22 protein-coding genes and 1 tRNA gene are annotated in these 21,698 nt (G+C 73.9%); 12 read left to right on the forward strand and 11 right to left on the reverse strand.

The features are described from left to right. The 4 genes from IE321_RS26025 to IE321_RS26040 are packed head-to-tail and all read left to right on the forward strand — an operon-like array spanning position 1 to position 1,939. A complete protein-coding gene (locus IE321_RS26025; protein WP_051842391.1) occupies positions 1-648 on the forward strand; it encodes a 4Fe-4S dicluster domain-containing protein in 648 nt (215 codons plus the stop codon). Further along, positions 645-1,298: a QcrA and Rieske domain-containing protein gene (locus IE321_RS26030; protein ID WP_043226694.1), complete on the forward strand. Its 654-nt coding sequence runs from the start codon at positions 645-647 to the stop codon at positions 1,296-1,298. The genes IE321_RS26025 and IE321_RS26030 overlap by 4 nt, the downstream gene beginning before the upstream one ends. Then, on the forward strand, positions 1,295-1,666 hold the full coding sequence (locus tag IE321_RS26035; RefSeq protein WP_043226693.1) for a hypothetical protein: 372 nt from the start codon (positions 1,295-1,297) through the stop codon (positions 1,664-1,666). The genes IE321_RS26030 and IE321_RS26035 overlap by 4 nt, the downstream gene beginning before the upstream one ends. Positions 1,667-1,723: 57 nt before the next feature. Beyond that, positions 1,724-1,939: a hypothetical protein gene (locus IE321_RS26040; protein WP_043226692.1), complete on the forward strand. Its 216-nt coding sequence runs from the start codon at positions 1,724-1,726 to the stop codon at positions 1,937-1,939. Between the two features lie 19 nt (positions 1,940-1,958). Here IE321_RS26040 and mscL read toward each other — a convergent pair whose 3' ends face one another. From mscL to IE321_RS26070, 6 genes are all read right to left on the reverse strand, one after another. Beyond that, complete coding sequence (gene mscL, locus IE321_RS26045) at positions 1,959-2,423, reverse strand: large conductance mechanosensitive channel protein MscL (protein WP_372470250.1); 465 nt, start codon at positions 2,421-2,423, stop codon at positions 1,959-1,961. A gap of 138 nt (positions 2,424-2,561) precedes the next feature. Beyond that, positions 2,562-3,101 (reverse strand): hypothetical protein, encoded by a 540-nt coding sequence (locus tag IE321_RS26050; protein WP_190224728.1) that lies wholly within the window; start codon positions 3,099-3,101, stop codon positions 2,562-2,564. Positions 3,102-3,200: 99 nt separating this feature from the next. Next, a complete protein-coding gene (locus IE321_RS26055) occupies positions 3,201-4,067 on the reverse strand; it encodes an S-methyl-5'-thioadenosine phosphorylase (protein ID WP_043226688.1) in 867 nt (288 codons plus the stop codon). 273 nt (positions 4,068-4,340) lie between these two features. After that, the gene (locus tag IE321_RS26060; protein WP_079022216.1) at positions 4,341-4,661 is read right to left on the reverse strand and encodes an FmdB family zinc ribbon protein; all 321 of its coding nucleotides are present in this window, start codon (positions 4,659-4,661) and stop codon (positions 4,341-4,343) included. Positions 4,662-4,729: 68 nt separating this feature from the next. Further along, positions 4,730-6,010, reverse strand: coding sequence for an MFS transporter (locus tag IE321_RS26065; protein ID WP_190224729.1), 1,281 nt, complete (start codon positions 6,008-6,010; stop codon positions 4,730-4,732). Between the two features lie 263 nt (positions 6,011-6,273). Continuing rightward, positions 6,274-7,821 (reverse strand): potassium/proton antiporter, encoded by a 1,548-nt coding sequence (locus IE321_RS26070; RefSeq protein WP_229916545.1) that lies wholly within the window; start codon positions 7,819-7,821, stop codon positions 6,274-6,276. Positions 7,822-8,091: 270 nt separating this feature from the next. On the opposite strand from IE321_RS26070, the gene IE321_RS26075 reads away from it, so the two are divergent. Further along, positions 8,092-10,827, forward strand: coding sequence for a penicillin acylase family protein (locus IE321_RS26075; protein ID WP_190224730.1), 2,736 nt, complete (start codon positions 8,092-8,094; stop codon positions 10,825-10,827). Here IE321_RS26075 and IE321_RS26080 read toward each other — a convergent pair whose 3' ends face one another. Next, positions 10,828-11,412, reverse strand: a complete 585-nt coding sequence (locus tag IE321_RS26080; protein WP_190224731.1) for a 5-formyltetrahydrofolate cyclo-ligase — start codon at positions 11,410-11,412, stop codon at positions 10,828-10,830. Between the two features lie 117 nt (positions 11,413-11,529). On the opposite strand from IE321_RS26080, the gene galU reads away from it, so the two are divergent. The 7 genes from galU (at position 11,530) to IE321_RS26115 (ending at position 16,919) form a co-directional block, all read left to right on the forward strand. Continuing rightward, positions 11,530-12,441 carry a UTP--glucose-1-phosphate uridylyltransferase GalU gene (gene galU / locus IE321_RS26085; RefSeq protein ID WP_190224732.1) on the forward strand — a complete coding sequence of 304 codons (912 nt, stop codon included), beginning with the start codon at positions 11,530-11,532 and terminating at the stop codon, positions 12,439-12,441. A 4-nt stretch (positions 12,442-12,445) separates the two neighbouring features. Further along, a complete protein-coding gene (gene glp / locus IE321_RS26090; protein ID WP_190224733.1) occupies positions 12,446-13,819 on the forward strand; it encodes a molybdotransferase-like divisome protein Glp in 1,374 nt (457 codons plus the stop codon). 59 nt (positions 13,820-13,878) lie between these two features. Then, on the forward strand, positions 13,879-14,364 hold the full coding sequence (gene moaC / locus IE321_RS26095; RefSeq protein WP_043226679.1) for a cyclic pyranopterin monophosphate synthase MoaC: 486 nt from the start codon (positions 13,879-13,881) through the stop codon (positions 14,362-14,364). Further along, positions 14,361-14,954 carry a MogA/MoaB family molybdenum cofactor biosynthesis protein gene (locus tag IE321_RS26100; protein ID WP_190224734.1) on the forward strand — a complete coding sequence of 198 codons (594 nt, stop codon included), beginning with the start codon at positions 14,361-14,363 and terminating at the stop codon, positions 14,952-14,954. The genes moaC and IE321_RS26100 overlap by 4 nt, the downstream gene beginning before the upstream one ends. Beyond that, positions 14,951-15,571: a GNAT family N-acetyltransferase gene (locus IE321_RS26105; RefSeq protein ID WP_043226678.1), complete on the forward strand. Its 621-nt coding sequence runs from the start codon at positions 14,951-14,953 to the stop codon at positions 15,569-15,571. The genes IE321_RS26100 and IE321_RS26105 overlap by 4 nt, the downstream gene beginning before the upstream one ends. Before the next feature lie 162 nt (positions 15,572-15,733). Then, the gene (gene sepX, locus IE321_RS26110) at positions 15,734-16,756 is read left to right on the forward strand and encodes a divisome protein SepX/GlpR (RefSeq protein ID WP_190224735.1); all 1,023 of its coding nucleotides are present in this window, start codon (positions 15,734-15,736) and stop codon (positions 16,754-16,756) included. Positions 16,757-16,842: 86 nt separating this feature from the next. Next, positions 16,843-16,919 (forward strand) — tRNA-Ala (locus IE321_RS26115). Between the two features lie 70 nt (positions 16,920-16,989). On the opposite strand, the gene IE321_RS26120 is transcribed toward IE321_RS26115, so the two are convergent. The 4 genes from IE321_RS26120 to IE321_RS26135 form a co-directional block, all read right to left on the reverse strand. After that, positions 16,990-18,279, reverse strand: coding sequence for an ATP-grasp domain-containing protein (locus tag IE321_RS26120; RefSeq protein WP_051842389.1), 1,290 nt, complete (start codon positions 18,277-18,279; stop codon positions 16,990-16,992). Beyond that, entirely contained in the window at positions 18,279-19,559 is a 1,281-nt protein-coding gene (locus IE321_RS26125; protein ID WP_190224736.1) for an MFS transporter, read from the reverse strand. The genes IE321_RS26120 and IE321_RS26125 overlap by 1 nt, the downstream gene beginning before the upstream one ends. Then, entirely contained in the window at positions 19,549-20,310 is a 762-nt protein-coding gene (locus tag IE321_RS26130) for a thioesterase II family protein (RefSeq protein ID WP_190224737.1), read from the reverse strand. The genes IE321_RS26125 and IE321_RS26130 overlap by 11 nt, the downstream gene beginning before the upstream one ends. After that, positions 20,307-21,698: acyltransferase domain-containing protein (locus tag IE321_RS26135; RefSeq protein ID WP_190224738.1), on the reverse strand; the 1,392-nt coding region annotated here is incomplete at its 5' end. The genes IE321_RS26130 and IE321_RS26135, both read right to left, overlap by 4 nt.

The following is a 21,698-nucleotide window of genomic DNA, read 5'->3' on the forward strand; positions in this document are numbered from 1 at the left end:
ATGATGGGCCGCACGATCTTCATCGACCCGGGCCGCTGCATCGGCTGTCAGGCCTGTGTCTCCGCCTGCCGCGAATGCGACTCGCACCGCGGCAAGTCGATGATCCACCTCGACTACACCGACGAAGGCCACTCCGTCGCCTCCCTCCCCACCGTCTGCATGCACTGCGAGGACCCCGTCGCCCCCTGCGCCGAGGTCTGCCCCGCCGACGCGATCCTCGTGACCGCCGACGGGGTGGTGCAGCAGGCCGACACCACCCGCTGCATCGGCTGCGCCAACTGCGTCAACGCCTGCCCCTTCGGCGTTCCGAAGATCGACCTCCAGGCGAAGCTCCAGATGAAGTGCAACCTCTGCTACGACCGCACCGCCTACGGCCTCGCCCCCATGTGCGCGACCGTCTGCCCCACCGGCGCCCTCTTCTACGGCACCCTCGACGAGCTGCGCGCCGAGCGCCCCGGCGTCCAGGTCGCCGACTCCTTCACCTTCGGCGACGTCGTCGTCCAGACCGGCGTGGCGATGGTCGTGCCCGCCGACAAGGTCCAGTGGCCCGTCCCGGGCGGGCTGCCCGTCGTCGAGATCAACGGAGTGGACGTGAGCGGAGCCAACCCGAACAAGGGCGGCGGCGGGCGAGGGGAGGGCGTCCGATGAGCGTCACGGATCCGCAGCCGCCGGCGCCGGACGCCGGGGCCGACGCGGCGCAGGAGGCGCTCCGGGACCGGATCGCCGCCGACTCGCTCACCACCCGCCGGGACTACCTGCGGATCGTCGCCACCGTCTCCGGCGGCCTCGCCGTCGGCGGTGTCGCCGTCGCGTCCGGCATCCTGCACCGGCACGGCGACGCGGACGGCACCCCCGAGGTGAAGAAGATCGCCGACCGGATCCTGCCGGGGGAGTCCCTCGCCTTCCGCTACCCGGGCGACGAGGACCGGGCGATCGCGGTCCGGATGGAGGATGGCACCCTCGCCGGCTACTCCGCCGTCTGCACCCATCTCGCCTGCGCGGTCCTGTGGCGCAAGGACCGGGGCAGCGAGGGCGAGCTGTACTGCCCCTGCCACGAGGGCGTCTTCGACGCCCGGACGGGAGAGGTCACGGCCGGCCCGCCGCCGCGCGGCCTGCCCAAGGTCATCCTGATCGAGCAGATCGACGGCAGCGTCTGGGCCATCGGCACCGCCCGCTCCGGCGAGAGCCTCCAGGAGGGGTACTGCCGCCAGCGCGGCGCCGGCACCCCGCCCTGCGAGGCCCTGAGGGCGGGGACCCCCGCCACCCGGCCGGGTCCCGAGAGGAGCGAGCGCGCATGACGACCGAGAACCCGCTCCCGGAGCGCCCCGACTACACCCCGGGCAGCGCGCAGCCGCGACTGAACCGGCCGGTGCACGAGCGCTATCCGCAGATCCGGCCCACGAGTGGCTACGGCGACCCGCGGATCCGGCACACGGGACCGGGCCCCGGGGCGGGCACGGAGCAGGAACCGGAGCGCTCGTCGAAGCTGTCGGCGCGGCTCGCGCTGGCGCTCACGGTGGTGATCGGCCAGCTCTGGGGGCTGACCATCGTGGTGGACGAGTGGATGACGGGCGACACCGGCACCGCCTGGTGGGGCGCGGGATTCCTCGTCCTGTCGTTCCTGGTGGTCCTCGGCCTGTGGGCGCTGGACCCGAAGGACCGCTGACCGGGAGGACGCCGGTCGGGCCGGTCCGGGGCGGGGGAGCGGGCGTACCCTGAAGACATGAGCACCGCCCCCGCCCACGGACCGCGAGACGCGAAGGCGCACGGCCGGCCGCACTCCGAGAACCCTCCGAAGCCGGCGATCGTCTTCGACGATCCGCTGGACACGCCGTCCGCGGACGACACGGACCGCGGGTGGGGCGAGCGGCCTCCGGCCGGCGGCGGTGCCGCCGACCTCGCGCGCTTCCTCGACGAGAAGCCGCCGCACCACCTCTGACGCCGGGGCGCCGCTCCGGTCAGGAGGTGGGGTGCGTCCCCTGACCGGCGCTCGGACCGCGCTGGGCGACCAGGTGGTCGCGGATCTCCTTGAGCACCTCCAGCTCGCTGACCTCCAGGGTCTCCTGGACGCCTTCCTTCGCCTTGTCGTGCGCGGCGCGCTTGGCGAGGACCTTGGCCATCGGCAGGACCATCAGGAAGTAGACGACGGCCGCGGTGATGATGAAGCTGAGGACCGCGCTGAGGACCGTGCCCCACATGATCGGGATGCCGGTGACCACGTTCCCGGCATCGTCCACCTGGCAGGGGCCCTTGAGGCAGGACCGGTAGCTCTCCAGGTCCTTGGTGCCGAAGGCGCCCACCAGCGGGTTGATGACGCCCCGGACCACCGAGTTCACGATGTTCGTGAACGCGGCGCCGATGACGACCGCCACCGCGAGGTCGATCACGTTCCCGCGCATCAGGAAGGCCTTGAAGCCCGCCATCACGCTTTCCTTCTTCTCGGCCACCGAGGTGCCTTTCTAGGGGTGTGCTGCTGTGTGCGGAGCCATTAGGCCGCGAAGGGCGCGAGGCCGTCCAATCCGTACACACGGGACGGTGACTTGACAGCGTGTCCGTGCGAATCAGCACAGTGTCACCGCCAGTTGGGACGTGATACCGGCACCTGCCAGCTCCGTCGCGGTCGCCCGGGGCACGGACAGGACGATCAACGCCCCTCCGTCCGGACGAGTCTCACCCGGGCGCGGGACTTCGGCCACTCGGGCGGACCTCGCCACCACCCGCACCGCGCTGCCGCCTTCTCCGGCGGGGGAGTTGAGGACCGGTGCGGCGATGACGTCCACCCGGTCGCCGGCCCGCAGGAGTCGTACGGCCTCCGCGTCCGCGATCCGCACCGGCGCGGACACCAGCCGCACGGAGGCGGCGGCGCTGACGGCACCGGCGGGGGAGCGGGCGGCGGGGGCGGCCTGGGAACGGGGGCCGGGGCCGGGGTCCGGCGGGCCGGGAGCGGCGGTGGCGGTCAGGGTGAGCGCGGCGGTCGCGAGGAGGAGGAGCGCGCCGGGCGCGCGGCGGCGCCGGAACCGCCCGCCGCGTACGCGCAGCGGCGGGAAGTCCGGCACCTCGCAGGGGGCGGGGACGGGGGTGGTCGCGTGGTTCGTCTGCATGCGGCCACTGTCCCGACCGCCGCCGGATCCCGCTCCGGCCTGTGGACGGTGCACGGCCTGTGGACAACCCGACCGCCCGCGCGGGCGGTTTGTCGAGCGTTACGGCAGTTCGATGCCGAGGTCCCAGCCGTCGTGGGCATGGACGCAGAGACAGTCGCGGTCCGCCGTGGCCGGGAGGGCGGCGATCGCGTCGAAGAGGACGTCGCGGAGCCGGCCGACGTTCTCGCCGAAGACGCGCAGGACCTCGGTGTGGGAGACGCCCTCGCCGGTCTCGGTGCCCGCGTCGAGGTCGGTGACGAGGGTGAGGGAGGTGTAGCAGAGGCCGAGTTCGCGGGCGAGGACGGCTTCGGGGTGGCCGGTCATGCCGACGACGGACCAGCCGTTGGCGGCGTGCCAGCGGGACTCGGCGCGGGTGGAGAAGCGGGGGCCCTCGACGACGACGAGGGTGCCGCCGTCGACGGCCTGCCAGTCGCGGGCGCGGGCGGCCTTGAGCGCGGCCTGCCGGCCGTCGGGGCAGTAGGGGTCGGCGAAGGAGACGTGGACGACGTTCGGCACGGCGCCGTCGGGGCGCGGCTCGCCGTCGAAGTAGGTCTGGGCGCGGTTCTTCGTCCGGTCGATCAGCTGGTCGGGGACGAGGAGGGTGCCGGGGCCGTACTCGGGGCGCAGTCCGCCGACGGCGCACGGGCCGAGGACCTGGCGGACGCCGACCGAGCGCAGGGCCCAGAGGTTGGCGCGGTAGTCGATCCGGTGCGGCGGGATGTGGTGGCGGCGGCCGTGGCGGGGCAGGAAGGCGACCCGCCGGCCGGCGACCTCGCCGAGGAAGAGGGAGTCGCTGGGGTCGCCGTAGGGGGTGGTGACGGGGACCTCGCGGACGTCGTCGAGGAAGGAGTAGAGGCCGGAGCCCCCGATGACGCCGATCTCGGCGTACGTGTCGTCGGCCGCGTAGCCGGATGCGCTGCTCACCATGCCGGTCACCCTACGCACCCGCCCGACCCCTGCCGAGCCCCCGATTCCTGCCGAGCCCTGATTCCTGCCGAGCCCCCGATTCCTGCCGAGCCCCCGATTCCTGCCGAGCCCCCGATTCCTGCCGGGACACCAGACGCGCGGAGCCGTGCCCCCGACGAGACCTGCCCCCGGCCGAACCCGCACCGGCCGGACCCCGCCCCGGACGCCCCCGGACATGCCGGAACCCCGCCCCCTCGTGAGGGGGCGGGGCTCCGGTGGTGGTGCGGGGTGGCCTCAGGCGGCCGGGGTCGAGGACGGCGACGAGGACGTCGTGGTCGTCGACGAGGCGGGCTTCGTGTCCGAGGACGACGGGGTCGAGGAGGTGGACGTCGTGGAGGACGTCGAGCTCTTCGAGGCCGGGGAGCTGCTGGACGAGGCCCCGCGGCTGTCGTTCCGGTAGAAGCCGGAGCCCTTGAAGACGATGCCGACGGCCGAGAAAACCTTCTTGAGGCGGCCGTGGCAGGCGGGGCACTCGGTCAGCGCGTCGTCCGTGAACTTCTGGACCGCCTCAAGGCCCTCGCCGCACTCGGTGCACTGGTACTGGTAGGTCGGCACTAGTCTTCCTCCTGGCACTCACACTCATCGAGTGCTAACGACGATCCATAGTGACGTATTCCGTCGGTTCAGTCCACCGCCACCGGCACGCGGTGACCGACACCACGTGCCGCGACCCGGCTCGCCTCGCGCGGCTTGAGCTTGCCGCGCAGGGCGACGAGCGTGACGAAGGCGAGCGCGGTGCCGACGGCCGGGACGAGGAATCCGGCGCTGGAACCGTGGGCGTCGGCGAGGCGGCCGGCGACGGTGACGGCCAGCGCCTGGCCGAGGGCGACGGCGCCGGTGAGCCAGGTGAACGCCTCGGTGCGGGCGGTCGCCGGGATCAGGGTCTCGACGATGGTGTAGCCGGTGATCAGGGCCGGGGCGATGCACAGGCCGACGACGAGGCCGAGGGCGCCGAGCAGCAGCACCGAGTGCGCGCTCCACAGCAGGGAGGCGGCGACGGTGAGGCCGGTGTAGCCCAGGATCAGGCGGCGGCGCGGGCCGGTCTTCCAGGCGACGGCGCCCATGGCGATGCCGGCGAGCATGTTGCCGGCCGCGAAGACGCCGTACAGCAGGCCGTTCGCGCCGGGGTTGCCGATCTCCTCGCTGAAGGCGGTGAGCGAGACCTGCATGCCGCCGAAGACGGCGCCGATGCCGAGGAAGGCGACGATCAGGACGCGGACGCCGGGGACGGAGAGGGCGGAGCGGTGCGGTTCGGCGTCGCCGCGGCCGGCCGTGGCGAGCAGGCCGTACGGCGGCTGGGTGGCGCGCTGGGCGGCGAAGAAGAGACCGCCGAAGAGGGTCAGGGCGGCTTCGGTGATCAGACCGGCGGCCGGGTGGACGCCGGTGCACAGGGCGGTGGCGAGGACCGGGCCGACGACGAAGGTGAACTCGTCGGTGACGGACTCGAAGGCCGCGGCGGTCGGCATCAGCGGGGTGCCGTCGAGCTTGGCCGCCCAGCGGGCCCGGACCATGGGGCCGACCTGCGGGACGGAGGCGCCGGCGGGCACGGCGGCGAGGAACAGCGCCCACAGCGGGGCGCCGGCCAGCGCGAGCACGACGAGCAGCGAGACGGCGGCGGAGTGGACGATGACGCCCGGGAGGAGGACGGCCCGCTGGCCGAAGCGATCGGCGAGCTTGCCGCTCTGCGGGGCGAAGACGGCCATGGAGACACCGGTGACGGCGGCGACGGCGCCGGCGCTGCCGTAGGAACCGGTGGTGTGCTGGACGAGCAGGACGATGCCGATGGTCAGCATCGCGAAGGGCTGCCGGGCGGCGAACCCGGGAATCAGGAAGGAGAGCGCACCGGGGGTGCGCAGCAGCTGCCCGTAGCCGGGCCGCTTCTCGGAGACGACCGTGGACGCCACGGTCCTGGCCTTTCTGCCGCCTGGTAGCGCGCGGGCACGGTGGTGCCGGTCTCGCCGAGAGCTGTCCTCTTGCGCGGAACTGCGGTAGATACCGGGAGGCCCCCACTGCGGGAGGGGGCGCTGCGGCCGCCATACGGTCGCGCCAGCTCTGCGTCAGGCAGAGTTGGTTCGATCAAGTGTGCCTTCATGCTACAGGGAGGAGCGCTCTCCCGCCTGTGATTCCACTGGGAAGAACGCTCCTGACCCCGAAATAATGCCGGCGATTAACGTTCTGTTCCTCCGGTGTCCCCTGTCGGCGGCACGTTCTTGCCCGTCATCGAGGCCGGCCGGTGGAAGCGGGTCGCCGTCGCGGGGACCGTCTTCCGCCCGTCCCCGGTGCCCAGCCAGCCCGCGAGCTTGCCGCCCTGGCCGACCGCGCGCAGCCGCCGCTCGGTGGCGTCGCGCACCGGGTCGGTGGCGACGACGAGCAGTTCGTCGCCCTTGCGGAGCACGGTCGCGGGGCCCGGCACGAAGCTGGCGTCGTCCCGGACGACGAGGGTGACGGCGGCGCCGGCCGGGAGGCGCAGCTCGGCGACCTCGACGCCGTGCATCCGGGAGCCCCCGGGGATGGCGACCGAGAGCAGGTGGCCGCGGAGCCGCTCCAGCGGGGCGGACTCGACGCCGAGGTCGGCGGTGCCGGTGGAGTCGCCGAGCTTCAGCGCCTTCGCCAGGTAGGGCAGGGTCGGGCCCTGGACGAGGGTGTAGACGACGACCAGGACGAAGACGATGTTGAAGATCCGCTCGCTGCCCTCGATCTGCCCCACCATCGGGATGGTGGCGAGGATGATGGGGACGGCTCCGCGCAGGCCGGCCCAGGACATGAGGGCCTGCTCCTGCCAGGGGATGCGGAAGGGCAGCAGGCTGACCAGCACTTCCATGGGCCGGGCGACCATGGTCAGGACCAGGCCGATGACGACGGCGGGCCAGAAGTCGTGGACCAGCTCGTGCGGGGTGACGAGCAGGCCGAGCAGGACGAACATGCCGATCTGGGCGATCCAGCCGAGCCCCTCGGCGAAGCCGCGGTTGGCGGGGGCGTGCGGCAGCTTGGCGTTGCCGAGGACCATCGAGGCCAGGTAGACGGCGAGGAAGCCGGAGCCGTGGGCGATCGCGCCGGCCGCGTAGGCGGTGACGGCGATGGCCATGACGGCGATCGGGTAGAGGCCGGAGGCCGGCAGGGCGACGTGCTTGAGGCCGTACGAGCCGACGAAGCCGACCGCGAGGCCGACGGCGGCGCCGATGGTGAGCTCCAGGGCGATCTTGCCGACGAGCACGTACCAGTCGTCGACCGGTCCGGCGGAGGAGAAGGCGACGACGAGGATGACGACGGGGGCGTCGTTGAAGCCGGACTCGGCCTCCAGGACGCCGGTGACGCGGGACGGCAGCGGCACCTTGCGCAGGACGGAGAAGACGGCGGCGGCGTCGGTGGAGGAGACGACGGCGCCGATGATCAGGGCCTGCCGCCAGTCCAGGCCGACGAGGTAGTGGGCGCCGGCGGCGGTGATGCCGACGGAGACGGCGACGCCGACGGTGGAGAGGACGACGGCGGCCGGCAGGGCCGGCTTGACCTCCTTCCACTTCGTGCCGAGACCGCCCTCGGCGAGGATGACGACGAGGGCCGCGTAGCCGATGACCTGGGTCAGTTCGGCGTTGTCGAAGGCGACGTTGCCGATGCCGTCCTGTCCGATGGCGATGCCGATGCCGAGGTAGAGGAGCAGGCTGGGGAGCCCGCTCCGGGACGAGATCCGGACGGCGGCGACCGCGATCAGCAGCACCAGTGAGCTGATCAGCAGGAGTTCGTTGAGCTCGTGGACAGTCAGTGCGCCGTTCCCTTCCCTCGCACGCGCCGGATCGTTCCTCCAGCCGCAGGTACTTCGTTACCTTACCTAATCTTTAACGCTTTCTTGACGCCTTCTTTGCGCTCCGGGCCTCCTCGATGCGGTCATCAGTACGGTTCCTCCCTGACACCGCGTCCAAGGCGCCCAGGCGCTGCGCCTAAGGTGGCTCCCGTACTCCAGGACCACCCTGCCCCTCGAAGGACAGCGATGCCCTCCAACACGACCGCGCCCCCCGCCAAGAAGAAAGGCAGGCGCGCCCGCCTGATCGTCCTGCTCCTGGTCCTTGCGCTGGTCGGGGCCGTCGCCTTCGGCGGCTGGTGGGGAGTCGGCACCGTCCGGGCCTCGTTCCCGCAGACCACCGGCGAGGTCCGGATCGACGCGCTCTCCGGCGACGTCGAGGTCAAGCGGGACGCCCAGGGCGTCCCGCAGATCTACGCGGACACCGAGGCCGACCTCTTCCGCGCGCAGGGCTACGTCCAGGCCCAGGACCGCTTCTACGAGATGGACGTCCGCCGGCACCTCACCGCGGGACGCCTCTCCGAGATGTTCGGCGAGGGCCAGGTCGAGACCGACGCCTTCCTGCGCACCCTCGGCTGGCGCCAGGTCGCGCAGCAGGAGTACGACAAGGTCCTGACGCCGGAGACGAAGAAGAACCTCCAGGCGTACGCGGAGGGCGTCAACGCCTACCTGAAGGACCGGGCGCCGAAGGACGTCTCCGTCGAGTACGCGGCCCTGGCGTTCACCAACGACTACGCGATCGAGCCGTGGACGCCGGTCGACTCGGTGGCCTGGCTCAAGGCCATGGCCTGGGACCTGCGCGGCAACATGCAGGACGAGATCGACCGCTCGCTGCTCACCAGCCGGCTGACCCCGGCGCAGATCAAGCAGCTCTACCCGGCGTACCCGTACGAGCTCCACGAGCCGATCCTCGACCGCGGCACGGTCGACCCGGTGACGAAGAAGTTCGACCCGAAGGCGGGCAAGGACGGCGAGGACGCCGACGGCTCCGGTACGGGCGCGGGCGAGGGCACCGGCGGCCCCAGTGCCCAGCTCGCCGCGCTCTCCGGCCTCTCGGACGTCCTCGACCAGGTGCCCGCGCTGCTCGGCCCCAACGGCAACGGCATCGGATCCAACTCCTGGGTCGTCTCCGGGGAGCTCACCACCTCGGGCAAGCCGCTGCTCGCCAACGACCCGCACCTCGCGCCGATGCTGCCGTCCCTCTGGTACCAGATGGGCCTGCACTGCCGCTCGGTCTCCGCGACCTGCCGTTACGACGTCGCCGGCTACACCTTCTCCGGCATGCCCGGCGTGATCATCGGCCACAACGACTCGATCGCCTGGGGCCTCACCAACCTCGGCGCCGACGTCACCGACCTCTACCTGGAGAAGGTCAGCCCCGAGGGCTACCTGGTCGACGGCAAGGTCAAGCCCTTCGACACCCGCGAGGAGACCATCAAGGTCGCCGGCGGCTCGAACCGGACCATCACCGTCCGCTCCACCGACCGCGGCCCGCTGGTCTCCGACCGCTCCTCCGAGCTGGAGAAGGTCGGCCAGAAGGCCCCCGTCGGCAACGCCGCCCCCGACCGCGGCACCGGCTACGGCGTCTCCCTCCAGTGGACCGCCCTCCAGCCCGGCAAGTCGATGGACGCGATCTTCGCGCTCAACCTCGCCAAGAACTTCAAGCAGTTCCGGGCCGCCGCGAAGAACTTCGAGGTCCCCTCGCAGAACCTCGTCTACGCCGACACCAAGGGCAACATCGGCTACCAGTCCCCGGGCAAGATCCCGCGCCGCGCCACCGGCGACGGCACCCTGCCCGCCCCCGGCTGGGACTCCCGCTACCGCTGGAAGGGCTACATCCCCTTCGAGCAGCTGCCGTACGAGTACAACCCGGACCGCGGCTACATCGTCACCGCCAACCAGGCCGTGATCTCGCCGGACCAGTACGACGAGCTGCTCACCGAGGACTGGGGCTACGGCTCCCGCAGCCAGCGGATCAACGACCTCATCGAGTCGAAGACCAAGGACGGCGGCAAGATCTCGCCGGACGACATGCGGACCATGCAGACGGACAACCGCAGCGAGATCGCCACCCTGCTCAACCCGCTGCTGCTGAAGGTCGACATCTCCGACCCGTACGTCCGGGAGGCGCAGAAGCTGCTGGAGGGCTGGGACTACACCCAGGAGCCCGACTCGGCCGCCGCCGCCTACTTCAACGCGGTCTGGCGCAACGTCCTCAAGCTCTCCTTCGGCGACAAGCTGCCCAAGGAGGTGCGCGCCGAGGGCGACTGCGTCAACGTCCGCCCGGTGGACGCGACCGGTCCCGTCGACGAGCAGAACAAGCTGGTCCGCGAGTGCGGCGAGCGGGACCCCGACTCGGCGCAGCCGGACGGCGGCGACCGCTGGTACGAGGTGGTCCGCCCGCTCCTCAAGCAGGAGAAGAACGAGTGGTGGGTCACCCCCGCCACCCGCACCGACCCGGCCACCGAGACCCGCGACCAGCTGCTCGCCCGGGCCATGAAGGACGCCCGCTGGGAGCTGACGGCCAAGCTCGGCAAGGACGTCTCCACCTGGAGCTGGGGCCGGCTGCACCAGCTGACCCTGAAGAACCAGACGCTCGGCACCGCCGGTCCCGGCGTGGTCCAGCAGCTGCTGAACCGCGGTCCGTGGAACCTCGGCGGCGGCGAGGCCGCGGTCGACGCGACCGGCTGGAACGCGGCCGGCGGCTACGAGGTCATCTGGGTTCCGTCGATGCGGATGGTCGTCAACGTCGGCGACTGGGACAGGTCCCGGTGGGTCAACCTGACCGGCGCCTCCGGCCACGCCTTCCACGCCAACTACACGGACCAGACGGACGCCTGGTCCAAGGGCGAGCTGTACGACTGGGCCTACGGCAAGGCGGCGGTCGACGCGGCGGCGAAGGACACGCTGACGCTCAAGCCGTGATCACGAACGGCCGAAAGGGGTCACGCCGTCCGGCGTGACCACCGCGTGCACGGGGTGGTCGTGCGGTTCCTCCGGGACCCGCGCGACCACCTCGTCCGCGTAGAGGAGCACCACGAGCGCCGGATCCTTCCCCGCGCGGGCGAGCCGGGCGAGGACCCGGTCGTACGAACCGCCGCCCCGGCCGAGCCGCATGCCCCGGGCGTCCACCGCGAGCCCCGGCAGCAGCACCGCGTCCGCCGTGCACACGGCGTCCGGGCCGAGCCGCGGGCCGGTCGGTTCGAGCAGCCCGCGGCCGGCCCGGGCCAGGGAGTCCGGTCCCTCGTAGACCGCCCAGTCCAGGTCGTTGTCGGGCAGCAGCACCGGCAGCAGGACCCGCTTCCCCCGCGCGCGCAGGGCGTCGAGGAGGGCGCGGGTGCCGGGCTCGCGGCCGACCGAGACGTACGCGGCGACGGTGGCGGCCCCGGCCAGCTCCGGCAGGGCGAGGCCGTGCCCGGCCAGGGCCTCGGCGGTCCGGGCGAGGGCCTCGGGCGGAAGGGCGGCGCGCGCGTCGAGAAGTCGCCGCCGCAGCAGGGCCTTTTCGGACAAGTCCGCATTCTCTTTCTGCACAGGGGATCCTCAGGAATCGTTCGTAACGGTATTTATAGGGAGAAAGTTAATCAGAGCTACATCTTCCTCTCATTCCCCAGCAGTTAAGGTGCCTGCATGAATCAGTCGTTCCCCCGGCTCGGCCGGATCAGCAAGGCTGTCATCCCGGCCGCCGGTCTGGGCACCCGCTTCCTGCCGGCGACGAAGGCGACCCCCAAGGAGATGCTTCCGGTCGTCGACAAGCCGGCGATCCAGTACGTCGTCGAGGAGGCCGTCGCGGCCGGACTCTCCGACGTGCTCATGATCACCGGCCGGAACAAGCGTCCGCTGGAGGACCACTTCGACCGGAACTACGAGCTGGAGGAGGCGCTGAGCCGCAAGGGCGACGACGAACGGCTCTCCAAGGTCCAGGAGTCCAGCGACCTCGCCACCATGCACTACGTGCGCCAGGGCGCCCCCCGCGGCCTCGGCCACGCGGTGCTGTGCGCGGCCCCGCACGTCGGCGACCAGCCCTTCGCGGTCCTCCTCGGCGACGACCTGATCGACCCGCGCGACCCGCTGCTCGCGCGGATGGTCGAGGTCCAGGAGCGCGACGGCGGCAGCGTCATCGCCCTGATGGAGGTCGATCCCTCCCAGATCCACCTGTACGGCTGCGCGGCGGTCGAGCCGACCCTCGACGGCGACGTGGTGCGGGTGACGGACCTGGTGGAGAAGCCGGAGCCGGCCGAGGCGCCCAGCAACTACGCGATCATCGGCCGCTATGTGCTCGACCCGGCCGTCTTCGACACGCTGCGGGAGACCGAGCCCGGCCGGGGCGGCGAGATCCAGCTGACCGACGCCCTGCAGAAGCTGGCGAGCGACGAGAAGCTCGGCGGTCCGGTGCACGGCGTCGTCTTCAAGGGGCGCCGCTATGACACCGGTGACCGCGGCGACTATCTGCGTGCCATTGTCAGACTCGCGTGCGAACGTGAAGATCTGGGACCGGACTTCCGGGCCTGGCTCCGGAGATACGTCAGCGAGGAGATGTAGGACCTTGAGCAGCGACGCGGCACCGTCCCAGGACCCCCAGGGCCACGGTCACGACCACGGCCACGACCACGGCCCGGGCGACCCCTGCGCGGGACCGGACCGGACCGGCCTGTGGTCGGTCGACGAGCACCTGGCCGACATCCTGGCGACCGTCCGCCCCCTGGAACCGATCGAGCTCCAGCTGCTCGACGCCCAGGGCTGCGTGCTGGTCGAGGACGTGACGGTGCCGGCGGCGCTGCCCCCCTTCGACAACAGCTCCATGGACGGATACGCGGTCCGGGTCGCCGACGTCGCGGGCGCCACCGGGGAGTTCCCCGCCGTCCTCACCGTCGTCGGCGACGTCGCCGCGGGCGCCGACGGCCTGCCGGAGGTCGGCCCCGGCCAGGCCGCCCGGATCATGACCGGCGCCCCGCTGCCGCCCGGCGCCGAGGCCGACGTCCCCGTCGAGTGGACCGACGTCGGCGCGGCCGAGGGCGCGGCCACCGGCATGCGGGCCGCGAGCAGCGCCCCGGAGGGCGCCGCCGGCGAGGTGCGGGTGCACCGCGCGGCGGAGGCCGGCGCCCATGTCCGCCGGGCCGGCAGCGACGTGAGCGCGGGGGAGCTCGCCCTCGCCACCGGCACCGTCCTCGGGCCGCCGCAGCTCGGCCTGCTCGCCGCGATCGGCCGGGGCACGGTCCGGGTCAGGCCGCGCCCCCGCGTGGTGGTCCTCTCCACCGGCAGCGAACTCGTCCAGCCCGGCGAGGAGCTGGGCCCCGGTCAGATCCACGACTCCAACAGCTTCGCGCTCGCCGCCGCCGCCCGGGACGCGGGCGCCCTGGCCTACCGGGTCGGCGCGGTCGCCGACGACGCCGAGTCGCTCCGCTCCACCATCGAGGACCAGCTCATCCGGGCCGACCTCCTCGTCACCACGGGCGGCGTCAGCGTCGGCGCCTACGACGTGGTGAAGGAGGCGCTCACCGCCGACGGGCAGGTCGACTTCCGCAAGCTCGCCATGCAGCCGGGCAAGCCGCAGGGCTTCGGCGCGATCGGCCCCGAGCAGATCCCGCTCCTCGCCCTGCCGGGCAACCCGGTCTCCTCGTACGTCTCCTTCGAGCTCTTCGTCCGGCCGGCGATCCGCGCCCTGATGGGCCTCGACGACCTGCACCGCCCGGTCGTCCGCGCCACCCTGAAGGCCGACGCGCCGCTCTCCTCCCCGTCCGGCCGCCGCCAGTACCTCCGGGGGGCGTACGACTCCGAGTCCGGCACCGTCACCCCCGTGGGCGGTGCCGGCTCCCACCTGATCGCCGCCCTCGCCCAGGCGGACTGCCTGCTCGTGGTCCCGGAGGACCGCACGTCCGCCGACCCGGGGGAGGAGCTGGACGTGGTCCTCCTCGGCTGAGGGGGGCCGGGCGGGGGTACGGTGTGTCGTCCCACACAGCGACCGGGAGTGTCACGGCCATGAGCACGCAGCAAGGTCTCACCCACATCGACGAGGCGGGCGCCGCCCGCATGGTCGACGTATCGGCGAAGGACGTCACGTCCCGCACGGCGCGCGCCAGCGGGCGCGTGCTCGTCTCGCCGCGCGTGATCGAGCTGCTGCGCGGTGAGGGCGTGCCGAAGGGCGACGCCCTCGCGACCGCGCGGATCGCCGGGATCATGGGCGCGAAGCGGACGCCGGACCTGATCCCCCTCTGCCACCCGCTGGCCGTCTCCGGCGTCACCCTCGACCTCACGGTCGCCGACGACGCGGTGGAGATCCTGGCCACGGTGAAGACCACCGACCGCACGGGCGTCGAGATGGAGGCCCTGACCGCCGTGTCGGTGGCCGCGCTGACCGTCGTGGACATGGTGAAGGCGGTCGACAAGGGCGCCGTCATCTCCGACGTGCGGGTCGAGGAGAAGACCGGCGGCAAGTCCGGCCACTGGACCCGGGACGACGCGTGACGCGCGACGGCCGGGCCGCGGGCGCGCACGACCACGCGGCACCCGCTCCGGCGGGCCCCGGCGCGGACATCGGGGGCGGCCTGGTCACCCCGTACGCCGCGCTCGTCGTCACCGCCTCCAACCGGGCCGCCGCCGGGGTCTACGCGGACAAGGGCGGGCCGCTGATCGCCGAGGGGCTGCGGGCGATGGGCTTCGCCGTCGACGGGCCGCAGGTCGTCCCGGACGGGGCGCCCGTCGAGGCGGCGCTGCGGGCCGGGATCGCCGCCGGGTACGACGTGATCCTCACGACCGGCGGTACCGGGATCTCGCCCACCGACGAGACGCCCGAGGTCACCGCCCGGGTCCTGGAGCGGCACATCCCCGGCATCCCGGAGGCGATCCGGGCGTACGGCCGGGAGAAGGTGCCGACGGCGGCGCTCTCGCGCGGCCTCGCCGGGGTCGCGGGTGGCACGCTGATCGTGAACCTGCCGGGATCGACCGGCGGGGTGCGGGACGGGCTCGCCGTCCTGGAGCCGCTGCTGCGGCACGCCGTGGACCAGATCCGCGGCGGCGACCACCCGAGACCGGCGGAAGCGGGCCCGGCGTCATGACCACGGCCTGGCCGGCCGTCCTCGTCGACGGAGACGTGGTGCTCCGCCCGATAAGGATGCGCGACCAGCGGGAGTGGCGGGAGGTCAACCGCCGCAACCGCGAATGGCTGCGCCCCTGGGAGGCGACGGTGCCGCCGCCCGCGCCGGGCATGCCGCCCGTGCAGCGCCCCACCTACCGTCAGATGGTGCGCCACCTGCGGTCGGAGGCGAACGCGGGCCGGATGCTGCCGTTCGTCATCGAGTACCGGGGCCGGATGGCCGGGCAGCTGACCGTCGCCGGGATCACCTGGGGGTCGATGTGCTCGGGGCACGTGGGCTACTGGGTGGACAGCGAGGTCGCCGGGCGCGGAGTGATGCCGACGGCGGTCGCGCTCGCCACCGACCACTGCTTCCGCGCGGTGGGGCTGCACCGCATGGAGGTCTGCATCCGGCCGGAGAACGGCCCCTCGCGCCGGGTGGTGGAGAAGCTCGGCTTCCGCGAGGAGGGGCTGCGGCCGCGGTATCTGCACATCGACGGCGCCTGGCGGGACCACCTGGTCTTCGCGCTGACCGCGGAGGAGATCCCGGAGGGGCTGCTCGCCCGCTGGCACCGCGCGCGACGCAGGGACGCCGCATAGTCGCCCGATCGCGCTATTCATATAACTGTTCGAATTCCAGCGGCATATGAACACCGATCGATCTGAACAATCACAAAAAAGTTCAGTGATATCAGCCAGATCGTGCGACACACCGGGCCAATTGGCCGATGCCCCGTCGCGAACCCCTCTACCGTGTGAGGCGTGAGCAGCAGCGGCCTCATCTACGCAGTCATCGTCGGGGCCTGGGCCGCCTACCTGGTGCCGATGTGGCTCCGCAGGCAGGACGAGCTGAACGAGGCCCGTCCGACGGAACGCTTCAGCACCGCCATCCGGCTCCTTTCCGGCCGGGCGGGCATGGAGCGCCGTTACGCCAAGGAGCTCCGCGAGCGGGACCTCGCGTCCCCGGAGGCGGCGACCGACGTGGACCCGGACGCGGCGACCGAGCAACTGAGCTCGGTCGACGTCCGGGCCTTCTCCGCGCCTCCGGCCAGGACCGAGGCGCGCCTCGAACTCCCCGAGCCGGAACCGGAACCCGCGCCGGAGGCCGCCCCGGCCCCCCGCTCGGCCGCCGAGCGGGCCCGCAGGGGCAAGGCCCTGGCGCGCCGCCGGCGCACCACGATCGTGCTCTTCTCCGCCTTCACCCTCGGCGCCGTGGTCGCCGCCGTCGGCGGCATCGCCTTCCTGTGGGCGCCCGGCGTCCCCGCCGTGCTGCTCAGCGCCTACATCGTCCACCTGCGCGGACAGGAGCGCCGCCGCTTCGTCTACGTGATGGACCGGCGGCGTGCCGAGGCCGTCCCCGCCCGGCTCCGCGAGAGCCGCCGGGCCGCCGCGCCGACGCCCGAGCCGGAGCCCTCGCCCGCGCACCCGGTCTCCCCGCAGGAGGCCGACCGGCGGGCGCTGGTCGAGCAGACCGACCACGCCGAGTGGGTGGACCAGCAGCGCGAGCGCGGCCCGGCCCGAGGGGACAGCTGGGACCCGGTGCCGGTGCCGCTGCCCACCTACGTCACCGCGCCGGTCGCCCCGCGCGCCTCCAACGGCGTGGACGTCACCGACCCGGAGACCTGGAGCGCGGCCCGCTCCTCCACGGCCGCCGAGCAGCCCCCCGCCGCCTCGCCGCCCCCGCGCCGCCGACCGGCCCCGCCGCGGCGCGGCCGGGACCACGGCCGCACCCCGCTCTTCGACCAGTACGCCGACGAGGACCGCCCCCGCGCCGCCAACGAATGACGGGGTGCGGCGGGTCCTCGCCTGACCTGCGGCGGAAGCGATTTTTCTTCTCGCCGACCTAGGTGCTAATGTTTCACACGTCGCAGGGGCCTGTGGCGCAGTCCGGTAGCGCACCTCGTTCGCATCGAGGGGGTCAGGGGTTCGAATCCCCTCAGGTCCACCAGCGGATGACGAATCCCGTCCGATCGAAAGATCGGGCGGGATTCGTCGTTTCCGGGTTCCCGTCGTACCCGTCAGACGTGCTCGCGCTCCTGCGGGGTGACGTGGAAGACGAGGGAGAGCGCGTCCAGCTTGGCGCGGACCTTCGCCACCGCCTCCTCGGCCGTGGGCGCCGAGGCCCGGGCGCGGACGACCCGCGCGAAGGAGCCGGCCAGACCGGTCAGCGGGGAGCCCGGGGTGAGCAGGACCGTCACGTCCGGGTCCGTGCTCTCGCCGTCGGCCAGCCCCATGAAGGTGCCGGCGACCTCGGGGGCCGTGTACCAGACGGCCTCGCAGCGCGGCTCCCGGTCGGCCTCCAGGAGGGCGCGGACCGAGGGCAGCACCTTCTCGCCGGCCGCCTGCCGGGTCTGGAGGTCGATCATGTCGACGCCGGTCGCGTCCTTGGCGAGGTTGAAGATCTCGTCCCCGCCGACGCGCAGATGCGTCTCGATGACCCGCGGGCCGTCCTCGGTGAGCACCACCTCCGTGTGCGTCGGGCCGAACTCGACGCCCAGGGCGTCCAGCACCCGCACCACGTGGGCGGTGACGGCCTCCCGGTCCGCCGGGTCCAGCGGGGCGGGCAGGACGTGGCCGAGTTCCACCATGCCGCGCGGCTCGGAGTACTTGCGGGTGACGGCCACCACCAGGTGCTCGCCGGCCTCCGAGAACGCCTCCACGCTGTACTGGGCGCCGCTGTGGAACCCCTCGGCCAGCACGCCGAGCCGGCTGATGCCCGGGAAGTCCCCGGCGGCCGTACGGAACGCCTCCGCCGCCTCCTCGGGCGTACGGACCAGGGTGACGCCGAAGCTCGCGGTGCCCGCCACCGGCTTCACGATGAACGGATAGCCCGCCCGCTCGCCGAAGGCCCGCAGGTCGTCCTCGCCGAAGGCGCGGGCCGCCGCGGTGTCCTCCACGCCCGTCTCGCGCAGCCGCTCCCGCATCAGGCCCTTGTCCTGGACGAGCCGCACCGTCTCCGGGCGGTGGGTGGCGACGCCGAGGGCCTCGCCGACGGCCGCGGCCCGGTCCTGGTCCTGCTCCCAGAAGGCGGTGATCCGGGTCACCGGGTCCAGCGCGTGGACCGTGCGGGCCAGGGCGACCACCTCCTCGACGGGCGCGTCCCGGCGCACCGCGACCACCCGCAGGAAGTCCTCGGCGGACGGGAGGGCGGTGAGGGCGGCGAGGTGCTGGGGGCGGCACACCACCGAGAAGCGGGCCGTCGGGTCGAGCTCCCGGAGGCGCGCGGCGTGGTCGAGGCGGGGGCCGGCGGCGAACAGCAGGTAGTGCTCGGCCGGCTCGGTGACGGAGACCTGCTCGGATGCGGACATCAGACGAGGGCCCTCTCTGGGGTGGGTGCGGTGGAGGTGGGGAGCTCCGCCCGGGCGACGGTCGCGGCGGGGCGGGCCGCGGCGGCGAACACGGCGGTCGCGGCGGTGAAGAGTCCGGCCAGGACGAGCCAGCCGAGCGGGCCGGACGGCAGGACGAAGGCGGTCATCAGGACGGGGCCCGCGATCAGCTGGGCGCTCATGCCCATGCTGAACACGGACAGGTACTGGGGGCGGGCCCGCGGCGGCGCCATCACGTAGGACAGCTCCCAGGCGGAGACCGCGTGCAGGTTCTCGCCGACGGTCAGCGCGGTCACCGCCAGCACGACGGCGCCGAGCGCGACGGCGAGGCCGCGGCCGTCCGCCGCGGCGAAGAGCAGACAGGCCGCCACCAGCGCCAGCCAGGCCGGCCACAGCAGGCGCAGCGCGCCCGCCGCGTCGGAGGCGAGCCGGGCCACGTACACCTGGAGCACCACCGTCAGCACCGTGTTGACGGCGAGGACGACGGAGGCGGTGCCGGACGGCAGGCCCTCCTGGCGGGCGGTCCACAGCGGCACGAGGACGAAGAGGACGGAGTCGTTGAGGAGGAGGACGGCGTTGGCGGCCGCCGCCGCGAGGAAGCGGCGGTCCCGGTAGGGCGAGCCGTGGGCGGCGGCCGGCGTCTCCTCGGGGGCGGGCGGCGGCTTCCCGGCGGCCGGTGCGGCGAGCCGGCGGGCGCGCAGGACCAGCAGGGCGACGGCGGTGAAGGCGGCGGCGTTGGCGACGAACAGGGCGGTGAACGCGGACCGTTCGCGGGTGGCCTGGACGACCGCGGCGAGCAGGAAGCCCGCCGTCATCCCGATGTTGGCGACCGCGCGCAGGGCGGCCATGGTGCGGGTCCGCCGCTCGGGCGGCTCCAGCTCGCCCACGACGACCTGGAGCAGCGGGATCGCGGCCCGGGTGGCGACGGTCACCGCGCAGGTGACGGTCAGATAGCCGGCGAGGCCGTCGACCGCGGCGTACGCGAGGAAGCCCGCCGCCCGCACCAGGGTGAGGCCCACGTACACGGGGAGCGCGCCGAGGCGTCCGGCGAGGGAGCCGAAGGGGGCCGGGGCGAGCAGCCCGAGGACGTTGGCGGCGGTGAGGGCGCCGCCGACGGCGACGGCGGAGATGCCCACCGTCCCGACGAAGTAGAGCGTGGCGGCGGCGAGGAAGAGGCCGACGGCCATCGCGTCCACGGCGGCGGCGAGGGCGACGGTCCGGCCGCTGCGGGACTCCGGCAGCAGGGCCGCGCTAATCCGCACCGGGCACCTCCGCCGTCAGCGGGCCGAACGGCGGCCGGTCCGCGAGGTAGAAGTGGCCGCCGGGGACGGTGTGGTGGCGGAAGGGACCCGAGGTGACGGCGGACCAGGCCGCCGCGTGCCCGGCGTCCACCTGCGGGTCGGCGTCCCCGGCGATCGCGGTGACCGGGCAGCCGAGGAGCGGCTCGGGCCGGTGGACGTACCGGTCGAACATCCGGAAGTCGGCGCACACGTACGGCAGGACCAGCTCGCGGAAGTCGGGGTCGGCGAGGAGCGCGGCGTCGGTGCCGCCGAGGGCCAGGAGGGCGTCGGCGATGGCGTCGTCGTCCATCGTCGAGGTGTCCTGCCCGTCGTCGGGGCGGGCCAGCTGCGGGGCGCGGGCCCCGGAGGCGTACAGGTGGCGCACGGGGACGCCGCGGCCTTCGAGGAGCCGGGCCGTCTCGTACGCGACGACGGCGCCCATGCTGTGCCCGAGGAGGACCAGCGGGCGGTCGGCGAGGCGCTCCAGCTCGGCGGCGACGTCGGCGGCGAGCGCCGGGAGGTCGGTCGGCGGCGGTTCGGCCAGGCGGGCGGCGCGGCCGGGGTAGCAGACGGCGTGCACCTCGTAGCCGGGCAGGTGCTCGGCCCAGCGGCCGAAGTAGGAGGCGGAGCCGCCGGCGTGCGGGAAGCAGATCAGCCGGGCGGCGGCCTCGGGCCGGGCCGGGCCGCTCCGCAGCCAGCGGGAGGCGGTGGCGGTGGGCGGGGTGGGGGTCATCGGGGGTCTCCGGCGAGGAGCAGGGAGGCGGCGAGCGCGGTGTGCTCGGCCAGGGTGGGTCCGGTGAGCAGGGAGCGGACGGGGACGCGGACCCCGAGGTCCTCGCCCAGGCGGTGGGCGAGCCGCACGACGAGGAGGGAGTCGCCGCCCAGGTCGAAGAAGTCGGCGTCCGGGGTGAGCCCGGGGCGGCCGAGGAGTTCGGTCCAGCGGGCGGCGACCAGGTCGCCGGGGGTACGGGCCGGGGCGGCGTCCGCCCCGGGGGCGGCGCCCGGCGTCGGCGCGGGGGCCGCCGGCGGGGCCGTGCGCACGGTGGCGGCCGGGGCCAGGAGGCGGGGGCCGGCGAAGGGGTAGCCGGGCAGGTGCGCCGGGCGGCCCGGGCGGGTCAGCACCGCCGGGTCCAGGGGCAGCCCGGCCGCCCACAGGGCGCCGAGGGCCTCCAGGGTGCCCTGCCGGCCGCCGAGCGGGACGGCGGTGAGACCGGCGGCGACCGCCATGCCGCTGAGCGCCTGCCCGGGGCCGGCCTCGACGCACACCGCGCCGGGGTGGGCGCGGGCGACGGCGGCCAGGCCGTCGGCGAACCGGACCGTGCCACGGGCCTGTTCGGCGAAGGACCGGGCGGTGACGGCGGTCCCGGCGGGCAGCAGGGCGCCCGTCGCGTTCGCCACGTACGGCACGGCCGACCGGCCGAGCCGCACCCCGGCGGCGGCCTCCTCGATCAGCGGGACGGCCGGGTCGAGCAGGCTGGTGTGGAAGGCGTGGCTGGTCCGCAGCACCCGGGCCCGCTCGGGGCCGTCGAGCGCGGCGGCGAGGGCCTCGACGGCCGCCGCCGGACCGGCGAGCACGCAGCTCTCCGGGGTGTTGACGGCGGCGAGCTCCAGGCCGTGCGCGGCGGCCAGCTCCCGGGCCCGGTCCTCGCCCACGGCGAGCGAGGCCATCGCGCCGGGCGGGCACGCGCCCATGGCCCGGCCGCGCGCGGTCACCAGTGCGAGGGCGTCCGCGAGGTCCAGCACCCCGGAGAGCGCGGCGGCCGTGAACTCGCCGAGGCTGTGCCCGGCGAGCGCCACCGGGGTGACGCCGAGCCCGCCGAGGGCGGTGGCCGCCGCGTACTCGACGCAGAAGAGGGCGAGCTGGGCGAGTTCGGTGCGCTCCAGCTCGGCGGCCGGGAATCCCGGGTCGAACAGGGCGGCGCGCACCCGGGCGGCCGGCTCCTCGGCCAGCCGCGTCAGGCAGTCGTCGAGGGCGGTGGTGAAACCGGGCAGGGCGTCGGCGAACGGAACCGCCATGCCGGGGTACTGGCTGCCCTGGCCGGGCAGCAGCAGGACCACGGGCGGCGCGGTCCGGCCGACGGCCCGCGCGGCGCCGGCCGCGCGCAGCCGCCCGGCCAGCTC

It is taken from the genome of Streptomyces hydrogenans (genome assembly GCF_014656075.1).
Classification (GTDB): domain Bacteria; phylum Actinomycetota; class Actinomycetes; order Streptomycetales; family Streptomycetaceae; genus Streptomyces; species Streptomyces hydrogenans.

Bases quoted from the DNA above. Each gene is read 5' to 3' on its own strand.
- IE321_RS26025 (WP_051842391.1), top strand. From the start codon at position 1: ATGATGGGCCGCACGATCTTCATCGACCCGGGCCGCTGCATCGGCTGT.
- IE321_RS26030 (WP_043226694.1), top strand. From the start codon at position 645: ATGAGCGTCACGGATCCGCAGCCGCCGGCGCCGGACGCCGGGGCCGAC.
- IE321_RS26035 (WP_043226693.1), top strand. From the start codon at position 1,295: ATGACGACCGAGAACCCGCTCCCGGAGCGCCCCGACTACACCCCGGGC.
- IE321_RS26040 (WP_043226692.1), top strand. From the start codon at position 1,724: ATGAGCACCGCCCCCGCCCACGGACCGCGAGACGCGAAGGCGCACGGC.
- mscL (WP_372470250.1), bottom strand. From the start codon at position 2,423: ATGGCGGGCTTCAAGGCCTTCCTGATGCGCGGGAACGTGATCGACCTC.
- IE321_RS26050 (WP_190224728.1), bottom strand. From the start codon at position 3,101: ATGCAGACGAACCACGCGACCACCCCCGTCCCCGCCCCCTGCGAGGTG.
- IE321_RS26055 (WP_043226688.1), bottom strand. From the start codon at position 4,067: ATGGTGAGCAGCGCATCCGGCTACGCGGCCGACGACACGTACGCCGAG.
- IE321_RS26075 (WP_190224730.1), top strand. From the start codon at position 8,092: ATGCCCTCCAACACGACCGCGCCCCCCGCCAAGAAGAAAGGCAGGCGC.
- galU (WP_190224732.1), top strand. From the start codon at position 11,530: ATGAATCAGTCGTTCCCCCGGCTCGGCCGGATCAGCAAGGCTGTCATC.
- moaC (WP_043226679.1), top strand. From the start codon at position 13,879: ATGAGCACGCAGCAAGGTCTCACCCACATCGACGAGGCGGGCGCCGCC.
- IE321_RS26105 (WP_043226678.1), top strand. From the start codon at position 14,951: ATGACCACGGCCTGGCCGGCCGTCCTCGTCGACGGAGACGTGGTGCTC.
- IE321_RS26120 (WP_051842389.1), bottom strand. From the start codon at position 18,279: ATGTCCGCATCCGAGCAGGTCTCCGTCACCGAGCCGGCCGAGCACTAC.
- IE321_RS26130 (WP_190224737.1), bottom strand. From the start codon at position 20,310: ATGACCCCCACCCCGCCCACCGCCACCGCCTCCCGCTGGCTGCGGAGC.